The sequence below is a fragment of the Pseudomonas sp. M1 genome (assembly GCF_022760135.1).
Taxonomy (GTDB): domain Bacteria; phylum Pseudomonadota; class Gammaproteobacteria; order Pseudomonadales; family Pseudomonadaceae; genus Pseudomonas; species Pseudomonas citronellolis.
Map to the genome: position 1 here is coordinate 6,740,325 of NZ_CP094343.1, position 19,623 is coordinate 6,759,947.

Below are 19,623 nucleotides of genomic sequence, written 5' to 3' on the forward strand. Positions count from 1 at the left end.
GAAATGACCCAGCTGCCTAGGCTGAGGTGTTCCTGCGTAGGATGGGTTGAGCTTGCGATACCCATGCGGTTGCGCTGATGGGTATCGCTTCGCTCAACACCATCCTACGAAAAGCCATGCTCGCTCATGCGGTAGGAGCGGACTTTGTCCGCGATTGGATTTAGAGAATTAAAACTGTCGTACCGTGTCCTTGAGTTTCAAGGCCTGCAGCTCCGTTGAGAGGAAGCGCAAAACTGTCGCGAGAGCTCGGAAGCTGGATAAACCGCCAGCAGCTAGAGAATTAAAACTGTCCCATGCGGCTAACGTACTGATATTTATGATTATTTTTAGAGTTGTACCTACTTCTTAGCCGTCCGCGTAACTCTCCCCTCGCTTCAGTAGGCTAAGGCGCGGAACCTTTGTATTTGACGAGCTCGCCAGTGGTCGTAGCTGAAACAATTCATCTCGCTCGCCAGTTGCTCCCAACCTCTGAAGATCCTTACGATCATCTCCTTTCATAGGCACTCTTACGGCAGAGAGGAAAACAAGGATGGTGGACTTCAGTAAACTCCGGTCGCAGTCTCTGCGACCGGCACCGGTAGACCCGCTGGAAATTTTCAGACGTTTGCCCAAACCGCAAGGCATCAACGATCTGTACACCAGCCAAGCTGAGGTGCTGGAAGCATGGTTCAAACGCAAGGATGAGCGGGACACTGTCGTGAAGCTGCATACCGGTGGCGGAAAGACGCTGGTTGGTCTGCTGATCGCTCAGTCGACGCTGAATGAACTCAAAGAGCCAGTTCTCTACCTGGCACCAACAACACAGTTGGTCAAACAGACCTTAGAGAAAGCCCAATCGCTAGGTATTGCCGCAGTACCTTACGTCAGAGGTCAGCCGTTGGCGGATGATTTCGTTAATGGCAAGGCAGTCATGGTGGCGTCTTACAAAGCGCTATTCAACGGCTTCAGCAAGTTTGGAGTCCGCGGCGGCAAGATGCCTGTAAAAGCGGGAGCAGTAATCCTCGACGACGCACATGTGGCGTTTTCCGTAGTACGGGAGTCGTTCACTCTTGAGATTTCATCCAAAGACGACAAAGATAAATACGACGCGCTTTGCACACTATTCCGAGTCGCATTTAAGGAAATAGACCGACTGGGCACCTTCGACGATACCGTCTCGGGCCGCAGCAATGTCGTGGTCGAGGTACCTTACTGGGCTTGGCACGAGCAGATCGATACGGTACGAGGAATACTACGTAATGACGGCGGGGACACCCCGTATGCTTGGCCGCTATTGCGTGACAACCTACACCTATGCCACGCGCTTATCAGTAGCAATGCTTTTACGGTCACCACTGTACTACCACTGGTTAACAGCTTCCCAACCTTCGCAGATGCGCCACGACGAATCTACATGTCGGCCACTATCGCGGACGATAGCGAGATAGTGCGTACATTCGACGCCGATCCCCGCCATGTAAATGGCGCTTTGACGTCAAGATCGCTGGCAGGTATCAGCGAACGTATGATCTTGATTCCAAGCCTTATGAAATTCGACTTCAACGCACACCAGGTCACGAAAGATCTGCTGAAGCAAGTCGCAGCTCACAATCTAGGCGCGGTCGTTCTGGTGCACTCTAACCATGCGGCTAAATCCTGGGAAGACGTGGCAGTATTCTCAGAAGGCTCGGAACAGGTGGAGAAAAAGATCGAGGCATTGCAGTCGCGCAAGACTAACGGCCCGGTGGTTTTCGCAAATCGTTACGATGGTATCGACTTACCAGGAGACTCATGCAGGCTTCTTGTGATGGAGGGCCTTCCCGCTGGCACATCCGACTATGAGCTATTGCGTGCAGCAACACTATATGGAGGCGCAACTATCAGCCGTATGCTTGCCCAACGCATTGAGCAGGGTATCGGTCGCGGAGCTCGCGGAGCAGGTGATCACTGCGTCGTACTGCTTCTTGGCTCGGACCTGGCAGGCTGGATAGCCAAGGATGCCAACTTCAAGTTACTCACAAGCGCGACCCGCGCTCAGCTCGAAATGGGCTCCACGGTCAGTAAGGAAGTGAAAGACGTAACAGATCTCGCCAATACAATCGAGTTGAGTATCAGCAGAAACGCTGATTGGGTCGAATATCACGCGGCTACCCTTGCAGAGAATGTCATACAGGATGCACCTGACCCAAGGCGATTTGATTTGGCTGCTGCTGAACGTAAGGCTTTCAACAATTGGGCTGACGGCTATCACGACAGAGCGATCGTCAAGCTGGATCAGATGGCGAATGCTCAAGAAGCGCCAGACGAACAAACACGTGGGTGGCTACTCCAACTGGCAGGACGTATCGCGAACAACTGGGGTCAAAGCGAACGCAGTGATGAATTGCAACGTTCAGCATTCGCCGCGAACCGCAACCTTTTGCGCCCGCGCATTAACCCGCCCTACCGCCCGCTGCCTATACCAGGTGCACAAGGGGCAGCTATTGCGGCCCAACTGCGGGGATACCGTATACGACGCGGCCTGCTGCAACGCTTTGAACAGGTGGTTTCGAAGCTCAATGCCAACGCCTCCGCAAATCAGTTCGAACAAGCTTTGGCAGAACTTGGTGAACTGATTGGTGTGTCAACAGAACGCCATGACGACGGCGGCGAAGGACCAGACGTACTATGGCTCCTTCCTACTAAGACTGCGCTGATCTTGGAGGTTAAAAGCCGCAAGTTGGACAAGAACGCGTTGACAAAAGACGAGCACGGGCAACTGCTTGTTGCGCAGCAGTGGTTTGATAAAAATTATGATGGATATACCAGCGTGCGGGTTGTCGTTCATCCGACGAACAAGGCAACCGCAGCAGCGGTGGCTCACGGCAGCTATGCATTGACGCTCGACAGTCTTACGGCGCTAGTCGCAGACGCGCGAGTGCTGCTTAAGGATTTGTGCGAGTCTCAACTCACCGACATCGAGCTTGAAGGACACTGCCAGCAACTGATCGAACGGTCGCCGATACGTGCAGATAAGCTAACTGGCTACCTAGTGGCTTTCGTGGAAGGCTAGGCTGACATGTCGAGCTAGGTGAATGGCTGGTAGCTTAAAATTTTCGGAGGCTGTCATGGATGACGGCCTTGGCTGGCAGCCATCATGGGTGCCAGGTCTTGCACCAATTCGCAGGTACCAGCAGGGCGAGCCCAATAATGGCCACATTGGCGATCACAGTCCTCCGCTCCCTCCTTATCCGAATCATAAGCAAGCGACAACGGCCTGTTGCTGGGCGCCAATCTGGACGCCCTGTTCGACGCGGGCCTGATCACCTTCGAGGATAACGGTAACATGCGCGTCAGCGCGGATCTCACCGAGCAACAGCAAAAATCCCTGGGTTTGCCCATGGGCCTATGCAAATCACCAACGCTTGCCCAGCAGCGATACCTGAAACATCATCGCGACAAGGGGTTAGAACGCTGGAAATACCGGCTGGCCTCAATGCCCCGCCGCTTGGCCAAGGTACCTGTGATAGATCATAAACTTGCCCTCACGCTGGCAACCCATTGGGATACACCGCTTTGGAATACGATCGACGCTGGGGCTCGTCGGATCAGTTTATCAGTCGGATCTACCATGACATCGGGCAGCGTCGGCTGATCGTCAACTTCTTTAAGCCGATTCTCATCGACCATCAGCTGAAAGCCGATTGCGAAGTTTTTCGACTCGCCATTGACTGAGGCTGTGCGGTCAGCAACGAAGCAGCTTGAAAACGTTATTTAGATAGCCGTGAAAATGCCTTCTCGGCGGTCGGCGGCGAAGAAGTTCAGCGATGATGAGCAAGCCAAAGCCTCCTTTAATCGGCTCGACCTCGTAACTCAGCCGCGCAAGCCAAATAAGCCAAACTGATTTCTTTCGAGACGGAGCAAGCGATTGCCAGGCAAGACGGTGAATCGCTCGAGATTTCCAACACACTGCCGGTCCGATAGTAGGATTAGTTGCCTAGGATAGGTGGGACAACTCCTGTTTAGGATTAGAGTGAATAAAAAAATTCCGATGATTTCAAAAATTTATATCCGATTCTTGGAATAATAATGAAGTTCAGCTATAGCTTGTATTTCAACATGCAGGAGTTCCTTTATGAAGATAATACTTGCAATTGTCGCGATGGCTCTGTTTGTGCTTGTTAAGCCCGTTGTAGCTGATGAGCTAGTCCAGCATGGTTTTAACCTGTCAGATCAGACTCATGATTCTGGTTGGTTTCAAAAAGTAGCTGGTGGAGAGCCTCCTCCGACCTACATGGGCGCATGCGGGGCCCCAACCCCAGATCACCAGCCCTGCGCTTCGAATCAGAAACCAGTGTGCTGGCCTTCAAAGGATGGGGTAGAGCAGGGGCCATGTGCCTGCAGGAGCCAAGATCCAGTTAGCGGTGCCAAATTGTGCCCATAGAGGGATAGTAAAAGGAGCGCTGATATGAAAGTCACAAGTTCAGTGTTTATTATTTTTGCGCTCCTTGTATTCTCAAGCGCGCACGGTCAGGAGAAAGACTGGTATCAAAGCATAGGGTCGACTTGCTCAGGTTACACGCCCCTTAATGATGGTCTTCAAACCTTTTTCTCAAAGCCTTTACCATTGAAGTCAGTAGATACGGCTCACGGTTTCTCAGTTCAACTCAAGCCTGATCAGGTTGCTGACATAAAGTCCAAAACACCCTATCTCTACGAGCAGGTAGATATCGATCCAGCTAAAGCAAAATCTCTTAAGTCTGTTGTGGACTCAGCAGCGCAGCAAAAAGTGCCCTTGTTTTTCAGCCTTATTATGAACGTATATCAGGGATATACCATCCCCAACGCATTCGCTGGCCCAGTATCCGGAGCTCTATTTGACTACATCTATGAGAAGCAGGAAGCATTTGCAACACAGATGGATAAGGTTGCTCAGCTTGTCGCGGATGGTGGATCGCTTCAAAGGAAATTGTACGCAGCCAGCAACAACCTTGGTGACTTTCTGGTCTCAGAGACCTCCTACTCGATATCACTTGGCAAGGAGGGTAGGACAGCAGTGCTGTTTGCATGTGTTCTGCCGATCTCGTACCAAGTGTCTCAGTTCGAGACTCAGGGGCCATATAACAACAAAATACTAAAACCCAAGGGCAGTAGAGTTTGGCAACGGTGGGACATTGAGGACAATAAATGGGATGCGTCGACATTGAAATATTCATACCAAGATAAGGATAATTACTACTTCGAAGAAGAAGAAATTGAGTACGATAAAGTTGTAGGCATAACGATGCACAAGGTAAGCCTTAAGGGCGGCCCTTGGCAGCGGAAAAAAAGCAACGCAGCTGACTACGTGACATCCTATGCAAAAGTAATTGCAAAGTAAAACTTCGGTACTCTACTAAAATAGCTTCCAGATAATACTGGAGGCTCTTGAACTAGAGACTCTTTCTGAGCGGCAGATAAAGCAGCTTTGCAATTCGATCGACGAACGCCCCATTACCGTACGGTGTCGTAACAAGATAAGGAGCATTCGATGCAGAAGTTGCCATTCTTAGCAAGCTTAGCTTTGATGATTCTCTGGGGAGCGGCGCAGAGCCATGCGACCATCAACACTAACTGCATCGCCCAAAAGCCAAAAGTTGTCTGTAACATCGCATGGCGTGAAGGGTGCAAAACAGCTGATCTTAAACAGGTTCCTAGCTGCCAAGCTGACGTTAAAGAGTCTGCGGGGAAACGAGCCGTGGAGGTCGAAAATTCGCCTTCAGTGCTATTAGAGGCGCGAGGCGCTGTCGCGCTGACCGAGCGAATCGACCCTCCTGTTGAGATGCAGATGATCAAGTCACCGATCGGTGATTTGAAACCGTCGGAAAGTATCCCGGATAAACTTATTAAAGACAAGGCTGACGGAGTTCTTACCCGTCTAGACACCAACCCGTTGGACGACGCAGCTCAGGGAGAAGCACGATCTATTATTCGCGCTTGCAATAGCAGCGAAAATGCCAAGACCCCTAGAAAAATGTTTCAGTGCTCAGGCTTCCTTGTGACACCAATTGTAAGGTTGAACTGTGTAGGTAATGGTGCCTGCATACCAACAGAGTGGCCGTTTACAGAAAATAATGGGGCAGCCCCTAGATCAGCGTGGGCTTTAGAAATTGCCTACGATCAGATCGACACATCACTCAATGATAACTTCGCGTTCGCCCGCCCGTGGGTCGCAAGCGACAAAGATATCCAAGACTGTCGGGCTAAAGCTTTGGTTGCTTCTGCAGAAGGGGCCGACGAGCGTACCATTCAGTGTCTGACCCTTCGTATGGGCGGTATTGCAGCCCAGCGTGCTATGGATTGTTTTAAGAAGTTCCCAGACGACCCCGTGAACTTTGCTGGATGTCTAAGCGACGTGAAAATAGATAGTGTCGCGCTCAAGCAAGCAAACTGTGTCCTGAACGGTGACCAGTCCGATGCTTGTTTGTCAGCACTAGGGGTTTCCTCCGAGAAGATTCAAGAGTGCCGAAGCACCGCACTTGGCAATGACACAGCTGCTCAGACATGTATCACATCTCTGCCCCGCCAGATCGGCCCTACAGCCGAGTGCGTTCGTGCGTACAGGGGCGACATCTCTGCGACAGCCCATTGTATAAGCGGCGTGGCCAAGATCGGGGGGCCGAAAGCGACCGCCGCCTTCAATTGCGGGATGGAATTGGCCAATGCTGGCACTAGTGCTGACACTCAACAAAAGGTGTTCAACTGCCTCGGTAGGCACGCTCCGGGGGTTGCGAAATACTCCACGACGATTGGGAAGTACAAAGGGACAATTGACTGCCTGCAGGACCCATCGAAGGATTTGGAGGCGAAAGCCCAATGCGCACGTGATGCAGGCTTGCCTTTCCCGAAAGAATTAGAGCTCGCTCAGTGCACTGCTCAAGCGGCTAGCGGGGCGCAATTGGCCAAATGCGCAGGCGTCATGGGCGCTGCTGCGGTCGCTGCAATGGAGCACTGCATTCGTGAGTCGGGAAACGACAATACCAGACGCACGCTCTGTGTTGGAATGCAGGTCGGGCTACCTCCTGAAGAGCGACGGGTTTTGGAGTGTGCAGCTACCAGCCGCGGCGCGGCAGACGGAATAGTGTGCATTGCAGGACCAAAACTTCCGGCACAAGTCGCCAAAGTTGCAAGCTGCGCAGCGAACTCTCAAGGCAGTCCTGCGGGTACCGCCATCTGCTTAGCCGGACCCTCGATGAATGCCGAGCTTCGCATCGCTGCGGAATGTGCTTCTACAACTGGTGGGGAGCCTATGAGCTTCGCATCGTGTGCTGGTGGTCGCCTAGCGATGAAGGAACTGCAACAGTGTGTAGCGGGTGGATTCAAGGCCGAGAATGGATGCTTTGGTGAAAACAATGAGATCGTCAAATACTTCAAAGCTCAAGAAGCACTACTGCGCAACACGTTACGCATCGTCGGTCTCGAGTCGGGCTATCAACACATGCTTAATGACCTAAAGAACGGGAAGCTTGGTGAGAACAATGAAATAACCCGTATCTTGAGGCTTATGAACGACATCGCAACTAAGCCTCCTGCCGAGACAATAAATAATGCCGTGGAAGAGGCTAAAAAAGCAGGAACTTTAGTGGTCGATGGCGCTGCAAAGCTCAATGAGGAGCTAAACAAGGTGCAAAAGCAGGCATCCCAAGCAGTCGAGAACGCTATGCCAAGAGTCCCGCCAGTTACAGCTAAGACCGACATTCCTGGCGGGGGATCGGTTGAGGTTAAAGTAGGCCCAATGGGAGGTACCGTCACCGTTGGGAACAAAGAGGTGAGCCTAGGAAGCAGCCCTCATGTGAAGGTTGGAGGTGTATGCATAGGCTTTGGTTGCTGAAAATCAATGGAACAGTCATAACTATTGTGACGAGGGGGGAGAGCCAGTGGTGGCTCCTCCCTCTGCAACAGATTTTAATCTTTAGCGACAGTTTTTAATTTTCAAGACTACGATTGGATTCACCGGGCGCGCGGCTTATTCCACCGTAACCGACTTGGCCAGGTTGCGCGGCTGGTCGACGTCGGTGCCCTTGAGCACGGCCACGTGGTAGGACAGCAGCTGCAGCGGCACGGTGTAGAGGATCGGCGCCAGGCAGTCGTGGATCGGCGGCATGCTCACCACGTGGGTGCCCGGGCCGTTGCCCAGGCCGCTGTTGGCCTCGGCGAAGACGATCAGCTCGCCGCCGCGGGCGCGGACTTCCTGCAGGTTGGACTTGAGCTTCTCCAGCAGCTCGTTGTTCGGCGCCACCGTGACCACTGGCATGTCGGCATCCACCAGGGCCAGCGGGCCGTGCTTGAGCTCGCCGGCCGGGTAGGCTTCGGCGTGGATGTAGGAGATTTCCTTGAGCTTCAGCGCGCCCTCCATGGCCACCGGGTACTGGGCGCCGCGGCCGAGGAACAGGGTGTGGTGCTTCTCGGCGAACAGCTCGCCGACCTTCTCCACCACCTTGTCCATCGCCAGGGCTTCTTCCAGGCGCGTCGGCAAGCGGCGCAGGGCTTCCACCAGTTCGGCCTCGACGCCCTCGCCCAGGCGGTTCTGCACCCGGCCGATGGCCAGGGTCAGCAGCAGCAGGGCCACCAGCTGGGTGGTGAAGGCCTTGGTCGAGGCCACGCCGATCTCCGGGCCGGCCAGGGTCAGCAGGGTCATGTCCGACTCGCGCACCAGCGAGCTGGTGGCGACGTTGCAGATCGCCAGGCTGGAGAGGAAGCCCAGTTGCTTGGCGTTGCGCAGCGCGGCCAGGGTGTCGGCGGTCTCGCCGGACTGCGAGATGGTGACGAACAGGGCGTCGGGCTGCACCGCCACCTTGCGGTAGCGGAACTCGCTGGCCACCTCGACCTGGCAGGGGATGCCGGTCAGCTCTTCCAGCCAGTAACGCGCCACCAGGCCGGCGTGGTAGCTGGTGCCGCAGGCGACGATCTGCACGTTGCGCACCTTGGCGAAGAGCTCGGCGGCGTTGGGTCCGAAGCTCTCCACCAGCACCTGGCCGGAGCCCAGGCGGCCTTCCAGGGTGCGCTGCACCACCTTGGGCTGCTCGTGGATCTCCTTGAGCATGAAGTGGCGGTACTCGCCCTTGTCGGCGGCCTCGGCGCCCTCGTGGTACTGCACCGCCTCGCGCTTCACCGGGCGGCCTTCGGCGTCCCACAGCTGCACGCTGTCGCGGCGCAGCTCGACGATGTCGCCTTCTTCCAGGTAGATGAAGCGGTCGGTGACCTGGCGCAGGGCCAACTGGTCGGAGGCGAGGAAGTTCTCGCCCAGGCCCAGGCCGACCACCAGCGGGCTGCCGCTGCGGGCGGCGACGATGCGGTCCGGCTGGTCCAGGCTGATCGCCGCCAGGCCGTAGGCGCCGTGCAGTTCCCGGACCGTGGCTTTCAGCGCGGTGGTCAGGTCGCCCAGCTCGCGCAGGCGCAGGTGCAGCAGGTGGACGATGACCTCGGTGTCGGTCTGCGAGCTGAACACGTAGCCCTCGCCCTTGAGGTATTCGCGCAGCTCCTCGTGGTTCTCGATGATGCCGTTGTGCACAACCGCCAGGCGGTCGTGGGAGAAGTGCGGGTGGGCGTTGGCCTCGCTGGGCGCGCCGTGGGTGGCCCAGCGGGTGTGGGCGATGCCCAGGTGGCCGGCCAGCGGCTGTTCGGCCAGGGCCTGCTCCAGGCTCGCCACCTTGCCGACGCGGCGGCGGCGCTGCAGTTCGCCGGCGGCGTCCACCAGGGCCAGGCCGGCGCTGTCGTAGCCGCGGTATTCGAGGCGCTTGAGGCCCTCGATCAGGATCGGGGTGACGTTACGTTCGGCAATGGCGCCAACGATTCCACACATGGGGCGTTCTCCTTAGTTCGTGCAGCGCGCGCGTATGACTTTCACGCCGCGCGCCTCGATCTGGGCACAGGCCTCGTCGCTGAGGCGCTCGTCGGTGATCAGGGTCTGGATGCTGCTCCACGGCAGTTCCAGGTTGGGCATGCGCCGCCCGAGCTTGTCGGCCTCGGCCATGACGATCACCTCGCGGGCGACCTCGGCCATCACCCGGCTCAGCCCGAGCAGTTCGTTGAAGGTGGTGGTGCCGCGCGCGGGGTCGAGGCCGGCGGCGCCGATGAACAGCTGGTCGAAATCGTAGGAGCGCAGCACCTGCTCGGCCACCTGGCCCTGGAACGACTCCGAGTGCGGGTCCCAGGTGCCGCCGGTCATCAGCAGCACCGGCTCGCGCTCCAGCTCGCGCAGGGCGTTGGCGACGTTCAGCGAGTTGGTCATCACCACCAGGCCGGGCTTGTGCCCAAGCTCGGGGATCAGCGCGGCGGTGGTGCTGCCGCTGTCGATGATGATCCGCGCGTGCTCGCGGATGCAGGCCGCCGCGGCGCGGGCGATGGCCTGCTTGTAGGGCGACAGCGGCGGGCTCGGCTCGGCCAGCAGTTCCTGCGGCATGGGCACCGCGCCGCCGTAGCGGCGCAGCAGCAGGCCGTTGCTCTCCAGGGCGGCCAGGTCCTTGCGGATGGTCACCTCGGAAGTGGCGAAACGCCGGGCGAGGTCGTCGACGCTGACCTCGCCCTGCTGGTTGAGCAGGGCGAGGATCTCGTGGCGGCGCTGGGGCGTGTTGCGTTTCGACATGAAGGCTTATGTTTCGATTCGAAAGTTACAGGTGCGAATCAAAACCCAAGAGCTTTCATTCGTCAAGTTCGGGTGATGGGAGGTTGGGGCGACGCAGGAGCGGCTGCCCACCGCACCGGGGCGCTTTTCGTAGGATGGGTTGAGCCTGCGAAACCCATGCTGCCGTGGCGATGGGTATCGCTTCGCTCAACGCCATCCTACGGGGGTTGTGTTTGCCGGCGGGTGCAGGAGCGCCCACGGGCAGCGCCTCAGCCCATCTCCAGGCGGTTGCGGCCGCCGCGCTTGGCGCGGTACAGGGCCTGGTCGGCGCGCTCGAAGGCCGCTTCGTTGCGCTCGCCGGCGCGGAACTGGGTGAGGCCCGCGGAGCAGGTGATGACCAGCGGTTCGCCCTTGAAGTGGAAGGGGATGCGTTCCACCGACGTGCGCAGGGCTTCCAGCAGTTGCTGCCCGCCGTCCAGGGGCGTGGAGGGCAGCAGCACGACGAATTCCTCGCCGCCGAAGCGGGCGATGAAGTCGGTCTTGCGCAGGCGCTTGGCCAGCTCGCCGGCGATGATCTTCAGCACCTTGTCGCCGGCCAGGTGGCCGTAGTCGTCGTTGATGCGCTTGAAGTGGTCGACGTCCAGCACCGCCAGCAGCAGTTCGCCGCCGAAGCGCTGCACCCGCGCCACTTCCAGTTCCAGGCGCTCGCTCAGGGCGGCGCGGTTGGGCAGGCCGGTGAGGGGGTCGGTCAGGGCCTTCTGCCGCTGGTCCTCGATGCTGGCCTGGAAGCTGCGCGCCTCTTCCTCCATCGAGGAAACCCGCGCCACCAGCGCCTGCAGGCGCTCCCCGGCCTCGCGCTCGCGGGCCTCGCGTTCCTGGCGGTGCCGCTCGATGCTGCCGAGCAGGCCTTCCAGGCGCTCATCCACCGAGCGCCGGAGGCTGTCCAGGTCGGTGGCCTGCTGCACACTGTTCTGCAGGCCGCTGACCTGGTCGCGCAGTTCATCGTCCAGGCGCCGCGCGCTGTCGGACACGGCGTCCTGGCCCTGCTGCACCGCGCCGAGGCTGTCGAGGAAGGTGCTCAGGCGGTCGTTGAGCTGGTGCAGGTAGCCTTCGAAGGCGGCCTGGCCGCTGTCGTTGAGGGCCAGCACCAGCACCGCCAGGTCGTCCAGCACCGGCACCAGTTCGTACCAGTTCAGGCTGCCGTTGATGCGCTCGCGCAGAGCCTGGGCCTGTGGGCGGTAGGTGGCCGGCAGCTGCAGCTGGTCGAGCAGGTTCAGCAGGCTGGCCTCGATGTGCGGCGCCACCGCGCTGTAGCCGGGCTCGGGCATCGGCGGCAGGGCGTAGTGCTGCTCGCCCTCGCCGTCCAGCAGCACCGGGCGCGGCGCGCTGGGGATGAGGTCGGCGGGCAGCGGCAGGCTGTCCAGCAGGGCGGCGGACGGCGCGGGTGACGGCAGCGGTTCGGGATCGGCTTGCACCGCCACGGCGGCGGCCTGCTGCGGGATGGCCGGGGGTTCTTCGTCCGCGACGGCTACGCCAGCCTCGGCGAGCACGGCGGCCTCGGCCCTGGCCGGCGCCGCCGGCGTCTCGCTGGCCGGCGCGCCGTTGCTGGCGGGCGCGGGCTGGGCGGGGCCGTCCTCGCCGTCTTCGCGACCGCCGAACAGGCGCTGCAGCAGGCCGGGGCGCGGCGCCTCGGCGTCGGAAAGCTGTTCCAGCACGCGCCGCTGCAGGTTGCCCAGCTCGCCGAGCAGCACCGGCAGCTCGCGGGACTGGCTGGCGCGCGCCTCCAGGTCGCGGGCGAACAGTTTCAGCGGCAGGCGCACGTCCCGCGGCAGGTCGAGGTTCAGCAGCTGCTGGGCGATCTGCTGCAGCGCCGTGATGTTCTGGCGGATGCGCTGCTGGCGGCGCTGCTCGGAGTCCAGCACGGTCTTTTCCAGGCGCGGGATCAGCCGCGCCAGGCCCGCGTCAATATCGTTGCGGCGCAGCAGTTCGCGCAGTTCCTGCATGCACTGGTCGACCGCCTTGTCGCTGCCCTCGGCAGCCAGGCTGCTGCGCACCAGGCCGCGGCGCAGCAGGTCGACGCGCACCTCCCAGCGGCGCTCCAGGCGCTCCTGCTGGTCGATGTTGGCGAGGTACTTTTCCTTCCAGCGCTGGTTGTCGTCGCGGCTCATCGAGCGTCCTTGAGAGAAAGCGCGGAGTCTTGCCGGCAGCCGTCGGGCAGGCGGATCTCCACGGACACCGGCAGGTGGTCGGAGATCGGCTCCGGCAGCACGCTGACCCGCTCCAGGGTCAGCCCGGGGCTGAGCAGGATGTGGTCCAGGCAGCGCTGCGGGCGCCAGCTGGGAAAGGTCGCCTGAACCTGCGGGGCGATCAGCCCGAGATCGCGCAGCGGCGAAGTCTCCAGCAGGTCGCTGGCGTGGGTGTTCATGTCGCCCATCAGCACCTGGTGGCGGTAGTTCTGCAGCAGCTCGCGGATGTAGGCGAGCTGGCGGGTGCGGGTGCGCGGGCCCAGGGCCAGGTGCATCATCACCACGGCCAGGGCGTTGTCGCCCTCGCCGAAGCGCATGAGGATCGCCCCGCGGCCGGGCGGGCCGGGGAGCGGGTGGTCTTCCAGCAGGGTCGGGCGCAGGCGGCTGAGCAGGCCGTTGCTGTGCTGGGCGATGCGCCCGAGGTTGCGGTTGAGCTGCTGGTACCAGTAGGGGAAGGCGCCGAGCTGGGCCAGGTGCTCGACCTGGTTGACGTAGCCGGAGCGCAGGCTGCCGCCGTCGGCCTCCTGCAGGGCCACCAGGTCGTAGCCGGACAGCAGGTCGCCGATGCGCTGCAGGTTGCCGGCGCGCCCGGCGGCGGGCAGCAGGTGCTGCCAGCCGCGGGTCAGGTAGTGGCGGTAGCGTTCGGTGCTGATGCCCACCTGGATGTTGAAGCTGAGCAGGCGCAGGCGGCCATCGGCGGGATAGCCGGATTCCGCGGCCTGCGGATTGACCTGCGCGGGGCGGGATGCGACCACCCGCTGCTGGCGGAGCCTGCTCAGCATGGCGGGTTACCTCACTGGGCGGCCTTGGCGGCGTCGCGTTCCTTGGCGATCAGGAAGTCGGCCAGCTCCAGGGCCTTCTCCGGGCCACCGGCCGAGCCGATGTCGAAGCGATACTTGCCGTTGACCACCATGGTCGGTACGCCGCTGATCTGGTAGGCCATGGCCAGTTTCTTGTCCTTCTCGATCTGGCCCTTGATGGCGAACGAGTCGAAGGTGCTGAGGAACTTGTCCTTGTCCACGCCCAGCGGGGCGAGGAAGTCGGCCATCTCTTCGGGGGTGGCCAGTTTCTTGCCTTCCTTGTGGATGGCCTCGAACACGGCGGTGTGCACCTTGTGCTCCACGCCCATGGCTTCCAGGGTCAGGAACAGCTGGCCGTGGACGTTCCAGATGCCGCCGAACATGGCCGGGATGCGGACGAAGTGCACGTCGGCCGGCAGTTTCCCGATCCACGGGTTGATGGTCGGTTCGAAGGCGTAGCAATGCGGGCAGCCGTACCAGAACAGCTCCACCACCTCGATCTTGCCGGGCTGGGACACCGGAACAGGGGTGCTCAGCTCGGTGTACTGCTTGCCGGATTCGAACTCGGCGGCTTGCGCGCTGAGACCGAACAGGCCGGCGAAGGCCAGTACGGCGGTGAAAATCAGGTTACGCATGGTTCACTCCTTGGCTGGATCGGGGGCGCCGCGGCGCGGCGGTGATTGGACTGGGGAGGCCGGCGGCGGTTCCAGGCATTGTAGTGGCGGCGGATACGAAAAAGGGTGGCCGAAGCCACCCTTTTTTTTCAAGCCGTGCCGCGGGGCAAAGGCCTCAGTGCAGGCCTTCGATGTAGCTGGAGACGGCGGCGATGTCCTTGTTGGACAGCTTGGCGGCGATGCTGCGCATGATCATGCTGTCGCCGTCGTTGGTGCGCTCGCCTTCGCGGAAGGCGGTCAGCTGCTTGGCCACGTAGGCTGCGTGCTGGCCACCCAGGTGCGGGAAGGCGGCCGGCTCGTTGCCCACGCCGTCGGGCGAGTGGCAGCCGGTGCAGGCGGGCATGCCCTCGGCGAGCTTGCCGCCGCGGTACAGGGCCTCGCCGGCGGAGACCAGCTTGGGATCGGCGGCGCCGACGCTCATCTTCTGGCTGGAGAAGTAGGCGGCGATGTCGGCCAGGTCCTGGTCGCTGAGGTTGGTCAGCAGGCCGGTCATCTCCAGAACGGTGCGCTTGCCGTCCTTGATGTCATGCATCTGCTTGAGCAGGTATTTGTCGCCCTGGCCCGCCAGTTTCGGGAAGTTCGGCGCCATGCTGTTGCCATCGGCACCATGGCAGGCGCCGCACACGGCGGCCTTCGCCTGGCCGGCCTTGGCATCGCCGACTTCGGCGTGGGCCATGGCGGTCAGTCCCAGGGTCAAGAGCAGACTCACGATTATTTTGTTCATCAGCTAATCCATTACGGCTAATAGGTGAAAGAGAAAAGCCCGGGTTACTTGGACATCCACTGGATGATTGCCTTGTAGTCCTCGGTGTTGCAGTCGGTGCACAGGCCACGCGGGGGCATGGCGTTGAAACCGTTGGTGACGTGCTGCACCAGCGTATCCATGCCTTTGTCCAGGCGCGGTTTCCAGGCTGCGGCGTCGCCCTTCTTCGGGGCCATCGGCAACTGGCCAGCATGACAGGCACCGCAGGCCCGGTTGAATACCGCTTCCGGGTCCTGGGCGGCCTGCACGCTGGTAGCCATCGCGGCGGCTACGGCTGCGAACAGCAGTTTCTTCATGATCGTCCTCATCGGGAGGGAACGTCCGCGTTCTATTGCACGGCCGGTTGATTATCGCGTTCCCGTGGCGCCCGACCCTGGGGGATAAAGCGCACACAAAATCCGCGGCATTATATACTTCGCCTGCCTGTTCGAAAACGAGACCGGCCCCCGCGACACCGAGTCGCACCCCGCCGCGGAAGCCCCCCATGCCCCCCAAGAGCCCTGCCAAGAACCCCATCCTCAGCCTTTGCCAGCAGGCAACCTTCCTCATCAGCGCGGCCAAGGTCGAGCAGTGCCCGGAAGACAGCGGCCGCGAAGTCGCCTTCGCCGGCCGTTCCAACGCTGGTAAGTCTAGCGCGCTAAATGCACTCACCCATGCCAATCTGGCGCGCACCTCGAAAACCCCCGGGCGCACCCAGTTGCTGAACTTCTTCCGCCTGGACGACGAGCGCCGCCTGGTCGACCTGCCCGGCTACGGCTACGCCAAGGTGCCGATCCCGCTGAAGCTGCACTGGCAGCAGCACCTGGAAGCCTACCTGAGCAGCCGCGAGTCGCTGGCCGGGGTGGTGCTGATGATGGACATCCGCCACCCGCTGACCGAATTCGACCGCCTGATGCTCGACTGGGCCCAGGCCAGCCGGCTGCCGATCCACGTGCTGCTGACCAAGGCCGACAAGCTGGCCTTCGGCGCGGCGAAAAACGCGCTGCTCAAGGTGCGCCGCGAAATCCAGCAGGGCTGGGGCGACGTCGCCAGCGTGCAGTTGTTCTCGGCGCCCAAGCGCGAGGGAGTGGAGGAGGCGCAACAGGTCCTGGCGGCCTGGCTGGGCCTGCTGGAAGAGAACGGGGAGGAGGCCGAACAGGCCTGAAGGCCTGGCGTAGAGGGTGCCGGCTGGCCGCCGGCACTTTTTCGCGGGCAAAAAAAACCCCGAGCTTCGTATGGGGAGGGGGAAGTTCGGGGTTTAAGTCCGGACCGCTAGGGCGGGGTCCAGGATTCTGCCAACACTAAACACTGCAAAGGAGCATCGAAGGGCTTCTCCAGCCATTCACGAGTTCTGACCCGGGCTGCAGCGGGAAAGTTCAGTGGTGGCTGAAAAAATTTTCCCGAGGCCCTTTTCAGGGTTTCCTGAGACGCCCCGCAGAGCCCGTCACCCGGGCCCTGCGACCGTTCGTCAGTGGGCTTCGTCCCAGTTCGAACCGCTGCCGGTTTCGACGATGAGCGGTACCGCCAGCTCCGCCGCCTTGCCCATCAGGTCGCGCAGTTTCGCCGCCACCTCCTCGACCAGGTCCTCGCGCACTTCCAGCACCAGTTCGTCGTGTACCTGGAGGATGACCCGGGCGTCGATGCCGCTGGCCTGCAGCCAGTCGTCCACGGCGACCATGGCGAGCTTCATGATGTCCGCCGCGGTGCCCTGCATGGGCGCGTTGATCGCGGTGCGCTCGGCGGCCTTGCGCATGGCGGCGTTCTTCGAGCCGATTTCCGGCAGGTACAGGCGGCGGCCGTAGAGCGTCTCGACGTAGCCCTGCTCGGCGGCCTGGGCGCGGGTGCGCTCCATGTAGGCCAGCACCCCGGGGTAGCGGGCGAAGTAGCGGTCGATGTAGGCCTGGGCCTCCTTGCGCTCGACGCCGATCTGCTTGGCCAGGCCGAAGGCGCTCATGCCGTAGATCAGCCCGAAGTTGATGGCCTTGGCGCGGCGGCGCTGCTCGGGCGTGACCTCCTCCAGCGGCAGGCCGAAGACCTCGGCGGCGGTGGCGCGGTGCACGTCGCGGTCGTGGCGGAAGGCGTCCAGCAGGCCCTCGTCCTGGGCCAGGTGGGCCATGATGCGCAGTTCGATCTGCGAGTAGTCGGCCGACAGCAGCCGGCAGCCCGCGGGGGCGACGAAGGCCTGGCGGATGCGCCGGCCTTCGGCGGTGCGGATCGGGATGTTCTGCAGGTTCGGGTCGGTGGAGGAGAGCCGCCCGGTGGCCGCCACCGCCTGGTGGTAGCTGGTGTGGATGCGCCCGGTGCGCGGGTTGATCTGCTCCGGCAGCTTGTCGGTGTAGGTGCTCTTGAGCTTGCTCAGGGAGCGGTACTGCATGATCACCTTGGGCAGCTCGTAGTCCTGCTCGGCCAGGTCGGCGAGGACGTTCTCGGCGGTGGACGGCTGGCCGGTGGCGGTCTTGGCCAGCACCGGCAGGCCGAGCTTCTCGTAGAGGATGGCGCCGAGCTGCTTGGGCGAGCCGAGATTGAACTCCTGGCCGGCCAGTTCGAAGGACTTGCGCTCCAGTTCGACCATTTTCTCTCCCAGTTCGCGGCTTTGCAGCCCCAGGAGGTTGGCGTCGACCAGCGCGCCGTTGCGCTCGATGCGCGCCAGCACCGGCACCAGCGGCATCTCGATGTCGGTGAGGACCTTGGCCAGCGACGGGATGGCCTGCAGCTTCTCCCACAGGGCCTGGTGCAGACGCAGGGTCACGTCGGCGTCCTCGGCGGCGTAGGGGCCGGCCTGCTCCAGGGCGATCTGGTCGAAGGTCAGCTGCTTGGCGCCCTTGCCGGCGATGTCCTCGAAGCGGATGGTGCTGTGGCCCAGGTACTTCAGCGCCAGGCTGTCCATGTCGTGGCGGGTGGCGGTGGAGTTGAGCACGTAGGATTCGAGCATGGTGTCGAAGGCCACGCCGCGCACCTCGATGGGCGTGCTGGCGTTGGCCAGGACGTTGATGTCGTACTTGGCGTGCTGGCCGACCTTGGCCTTGTTCGGGTCTTCCAGCAGCGGCTTGAGGGCCTTGAGCACGGCGTCGCGGTCCAGCTGCTGGGGCACGCCCATGTAGCTATGAGCCAGGGGCACGTAGGCGGCCTCGCCCGGCTCGACGGCGAAGGACACGCCCACCACCTGCGCCTGCTGGGCGTCGATGCTGGTGGTCTCGGTGTCGAAGGCGATCAGCTCGGCGGCTTGCAGCTTCTGCAACCAGGCGTCGAAGGCGGCCTGCTCCAGCACCGTTTCGTAGCGCGAGTCCTGGGCCGGGGCGCTCTCGGCGAGGCTTTCGCCGGCGTCCTTGGCCTCGCGCAGCAGGTCGTCCAGCCAGTTCTTGAACTCCAGCTGGCGGTACAGCTCGATCAGCGCGTCGCGGTCCGGCTCGCCCGGGTGCAGGGCGTCCAGCTCGATGTCCAGGGCGACGTCGGTCTTGATGGTGGCCAGTTGGTAGGACAGGTAGGCCTGCTCGCGGTTTTCCTCGAGCTTGGCCGGCAGGCCCTTGGCGCCGCGGATCGGCAGCTCGGGCACCTTGTTCAGGCTGGCGTAGAGCACGTCGAGGCCGCCGCCGACGCCGGTGAGCAGGCCCAGCGCGGTCTTCTCGCCGACCCCGGGCACGCCGGGGATGTTGTCGACCTTGTCGCCCATCAGCGCCAGGTAGTCGATGATCAGCTCAGGACCGACGCCGAATTTCTCCTTAACGCCATCCACGTCCAGCGTGCTACCGGTCATGGTGTTGACCAGCGTAATGTGCCCGTCGACCAATTGGGCCATGTCCTTGTCGCCGGTGGAGATCACCACCGGGCGCTGCGCCGCGGCGCTGCTGCGGGCCAGGGTGCCGATCACGTCGTCGGCCTCCACCCCTTCCACGCACAGCAGCGGCAGGCCCAGCGCGCGCACCGCCGCGTGCAGCGGCTCGATCTGCACCCGCAGCTCGTCCGGCATCGGCGGGCGGTGCGACTTGTACTCGGCGAACAGCTCGTCGCGGAAGGTCGGGCCCTTGGCGTCGAAGACCACCGCGAAGGGGCTGTCCGGGTACTGCTTGCGCAGGCTCTTGAGCATGTTCAGCACCCCCTTCACCGCGCCCGTGGGCATGCCGGTGGAGGTGGTCAGCGGCGGCAGGGCATGGAAGGCGCGGTACAGGTAGGAAGAGCCGTCCACGAGGACGAGGGGTGCTTGACTCATGAGTGGAATCAACCTTTTCCGGAGGCCAGGGGCTAGAATGACCCCAGCCGAATCGACAAAGGAACAAGGTTATCATGCGCAGTCGCAAACGCTGGTTGCTCGCCGCCCTGCTGGCCGTCTCCCCCCTGGTCGCCATGGCGGTGGACGAGGAAGCGCCGACGCCCGAACCGGATGTGACCATCCGCCAGGAGGGCGACAAGACCATCCAGGAATACCGGGTCAACGGCTTCCTCTACGCCATCAAGGTCACGCCCAAGCATGGCAAGCCGTACTTCCTGGTGCGCCAGGACGGCAGCGATGGCAATTTCATCCGTTCCGACCAGCCGGACAAGCTGATCCCGCAGTGGCAGATCTTCAGCTGGTAAACCTTCAACCCCATGGCGCTCACGAGGC

At 61.6% G+C, this 19,623-nt stretch carries 13 protein-coding genes and 1 pseudogene; 6 read left to right on the top strand and 8 right to left on the bottom strand.

Translation table 11 applies throughout. The annotated features are described in order from the left end of the window. Window positions 1–529: 529 nt before the first annotated feature. From PM1_RS29975 to PM1_RS29990, 4 genes and pseudogenes are all read left to right on the top strand, one after another. On the top strand, window positions 530–3,031 hold the full coding sequence (locus PM1_RS29975; protein ID WP_009614582.1) for a DEAD/DEAH box helicase: 2,502 nt from the start codon (window positions 530–532) through the stop codon (window positions 3,029–3,031). A gap of 201 nt (window positions 3,032–3,232) precedes the next feature. Then, a pseudogene (locus tag PM1_RS29980) lies at window positions 3,233–3,613 on the top strand (hypothetical protein); the annotation flags it as partial. A gap of 813 nt (window positions 3,614–4,426) precedes the next feature. Continuing rightward, window positions 4,427–5,338 (top strand): hypothetical protein, encoded by a 912-nt coding sequence (locus PM1_RS29985; RefSeq protein WP_009614574.1) that lies wholly within the window; start codon window positions 4,427–4,429, stop codon window positions 5,336–5,338. Window positions 5,339–5,488: 150 nt separating this feature from the next. Continuing rightward, a complete protein-coding gene (locus PM1_RS29990) occupies window positions 5,489–7,828 on the top strand; it encodes a hypothetical protein (protein ID WP_009614572.1) in 2,340 nt (779 codons plus the stop codon). A 135-nt stretch (window positions 7,829–7,963) separates the two neighbouring features. Here PM1_RS29990 and glmS read toward each other — a convergent pair whose 3' ends face one another. The 7 genes from glmS to PM1_RS30025 form a co-directional block, all read right to left on the bottom strand. Then, window positions 7,964–9,799, bottom strand: a complete 1,836-nt coding sequence (glmS, locus tag PM1_RS29995; RefSeq protein ID WP_009614570.1) for a glutamine--fructose-6-phosphate transaminase (isomerizing) — start codon at window positions 9,797–9,799, stop codon at window positions 7,964–7,966. Between the two features lie 12 nt (window positions 9,800–9,811). Beyond that, on the bottom strand, window positions 9,812–10,582 hold the full coding sequence (locus tag PM1_RS30000; protein WP_009614568.1) for a DeoR/GlpR family DNA-binding transcription regulator: 771 nt from the start codon (window positions 10,580–10,582) through the stop codon (window positions 9,812–9,814). Window positions 10,583–10,830: 248 nt separating this feature from the next. Further along, window positions 10,831–12,729 (bottom strand): GGDEF domain-containing protein, encoded by a 1,899-nt coding sequence (locus PM1_RS30005; RefSeq protein WP_009614567.1) that lies wholly within the window; start codon window positions 12,727–12,729, stop codon window positions 10,831–10,833. Then, complete coding sequence (locus PM1_RS30010) at window positions 12,726–13,589, bottom strand: endonuclease/exonuclease/phosphatase family protein (RefSeq protein WP_009614566.1); 864 nt, start codon at window positions 13,587–13,589, stop codon at window positions 12,726–12,728. Before PM1_RS30010 ends, PM1_RS30005 begins: the two co-directional genes overlap by 4 nt. A gap of 11 nt (window positions 13,590–13,600) precedes the next feature. Beyond that, window positions 13,601–14,242: a thiol:disulfide interchange protein DsbA gene (gene dsbA / locus PM1_RS30015; RefSeq protein WP_009614565.1), complete on the bottom strand. Its 642-nt coding sequence runs from the start codon at window positions 14,240–14,242 to the stop codon at window positions 13,601–13,603. 154 nt (window positions 14,243–14,396) lie between these two features. Then, a complete protein-coding gene (locus PM1_RS30020) occupies window positions 14,397–15,005 on the bottom strand; it encodes a c-type cytochrome (protein WP_009614564.1) in 609 nt (202 codons plus the stop codon). A 44-nt stretch (window positions 15,006–15,049) separates the two neighbouring features. After that, window positions 15,050–15,340 carry a c-type cytochrome gene (locus tag PM1_RS30025; RefSeq protein WP_009614563.1) on the bottom strand — a complete coding sequence of 97 codons (291 nt, stop codon included), beginning with the start codon at window positions 15,338–15,340 and terminating at the stop codon, window positions 15,050–15,052. A 188-nt stretch (window positions 15,341–15,528) separates the two neighbouring features. On the opposite strand from PM1_RS30025, the gene yihA reads away from it, so the two are divergent. Beyond that, complete coding sequence (gene yihA / locus PM1_RS30030; RefSeq protein WP_009614562.1) at window positions 15,529–16,188, top strand: ribosome biogenesis GTP-binding protein YihA/YsxC; 660 nt, start codon at window positions 15,529–15,531, stop codon at window positions 16,186–16,188. 303 nt (window positions 16,189–16,491) lie between these two features. On the opposite strand, the gene polA is transcribed toward yihA, so the two are convergent. After that, window positions 16,492–19,230 (bottom strand): DNA polymerase I, encoded by a 2,739-nt coding sequence (gene polA / locus PM1_RS30035; RefSeq protein ID WP_009614561.1) that lies wholly within the window; start codon window positions 19,228–19,230, stop codon window positions 16,492–16,494. Between the two features lie 74 nt (window positions 19,231–19,304). On the opposite strand from polA, the gene PM1_RS30040 reads away from it, so the two are divergent. Beyond that, window positions 19,305–19,595, top strand: a complete 291-nt coding sequence (locus PM1_RS30040; protein ID WP_009614560.1) for a DUF2782 domain-containing protein — start codon at window positions 19,305–19,307, stop codon at window positions 19,593–19,595. Window positions 19,596–19,623: the final 28 nt, after the last annotated feature.

What these genes read in the sequence shown, in the direction of transcription:
- PM1_RS30010 (WP_009614566.1), bottom strand. Translation starts at nt 13,589, where the DNA reads ATGCTGAGCAGGCTCCGCCAGCAGCGGGTGGTCGCATCCCGCCCCGCG.
- PM1_RS30025 (WP_009614563.1), bottom strand. Translation starts at nt 15,340, where the DNA reads ATGAAGAAACTGCTGTTCGCAGCCGTAGCCGCCGCGATGGCTACCAGC.
- PM1_RS30040 (WP_009614560.1), top strand. Translation starts at nt 19,305, where the DNA reads ATGCGCAGTCGCAAACGCTGGTTGCTCGCCGCCCTGCTGGCCGTCTCC.
- PM1_RS29990 (WP_009614572.1), top strand. Translation starts at nt 5,489, where the DNA reads ATGCAGAAGTTGCCATTCTTAGCAAGCTTAGCTTTGATGATTCTCTGG.
- PM1_RS30005 (WP_009614567.1), bottom strand. Translation starts at nt 12,729, where the DNA reads ATGAGCCGCGACGACAACCAGCGCTGGAAGGAAAAGTACCTCGCCAAC.
- polA (WP_009614561.1), bottom strand. Translation starts at nt 19,230, where the DNA reads ATGAGTCAAGCACCCCTCGTCCTCGTGGACGGCTCTTCCTACCTGTAC.
- PM1_RS30020 (WP_009614564.1), bottom strand. Translation starts at nt 15,005, where the DNA reads ATGAACAAAATAATCGTGAGTCTGCTCTTGACCCTGGGACTGACCGCC.
- PM1_RS30000 (WP_009614568.1), bottom strand. Translation starts at nt 10,582, where the DNA reads ATGTCGAAACGCAACACGCCCCAGCGCCGCCACGAGATCCTCGCCCTG.
- glmS (WP_009614570.1), bottom strand. Translation starts at nt 9,799, where the DNA reads ATGTGTGGAATCGTTGGCGCCATTGCCGAACGTAACGTCACCCCGATC.
- PM1_RS29975 (WP_009614582.1), top strand. Translation starts at nt 530, where the DNA reads ATGGTGGACTTCAGTAAACTCCGGTCGCAGTCTCTGCGACCGGCACCG.
- PM1_RS29985 (WP_009614574.1), top strand. Translation starts at nt 4,427, where the DNA reads ATGAAAGTCACAAGTTCAGTGTTTATTATTTTTGCGCTCCTTGTATTC.
- dsbA (WP_009614565.1), bottom strand. Translation starts at nt 14,242, where the DNA reads ATGCGTAACCTGATTTTCACCGCCGTACTGGCCTTCGCCGGCCTGTTC.
- yihA (WP_009614562.1), top strand. Translation starts at nt 15,529, where the DNA reads ATGCCCCCCAAGAGCCCTGCCAAGAACCCCATCCTCAGCCTTTGCCAG.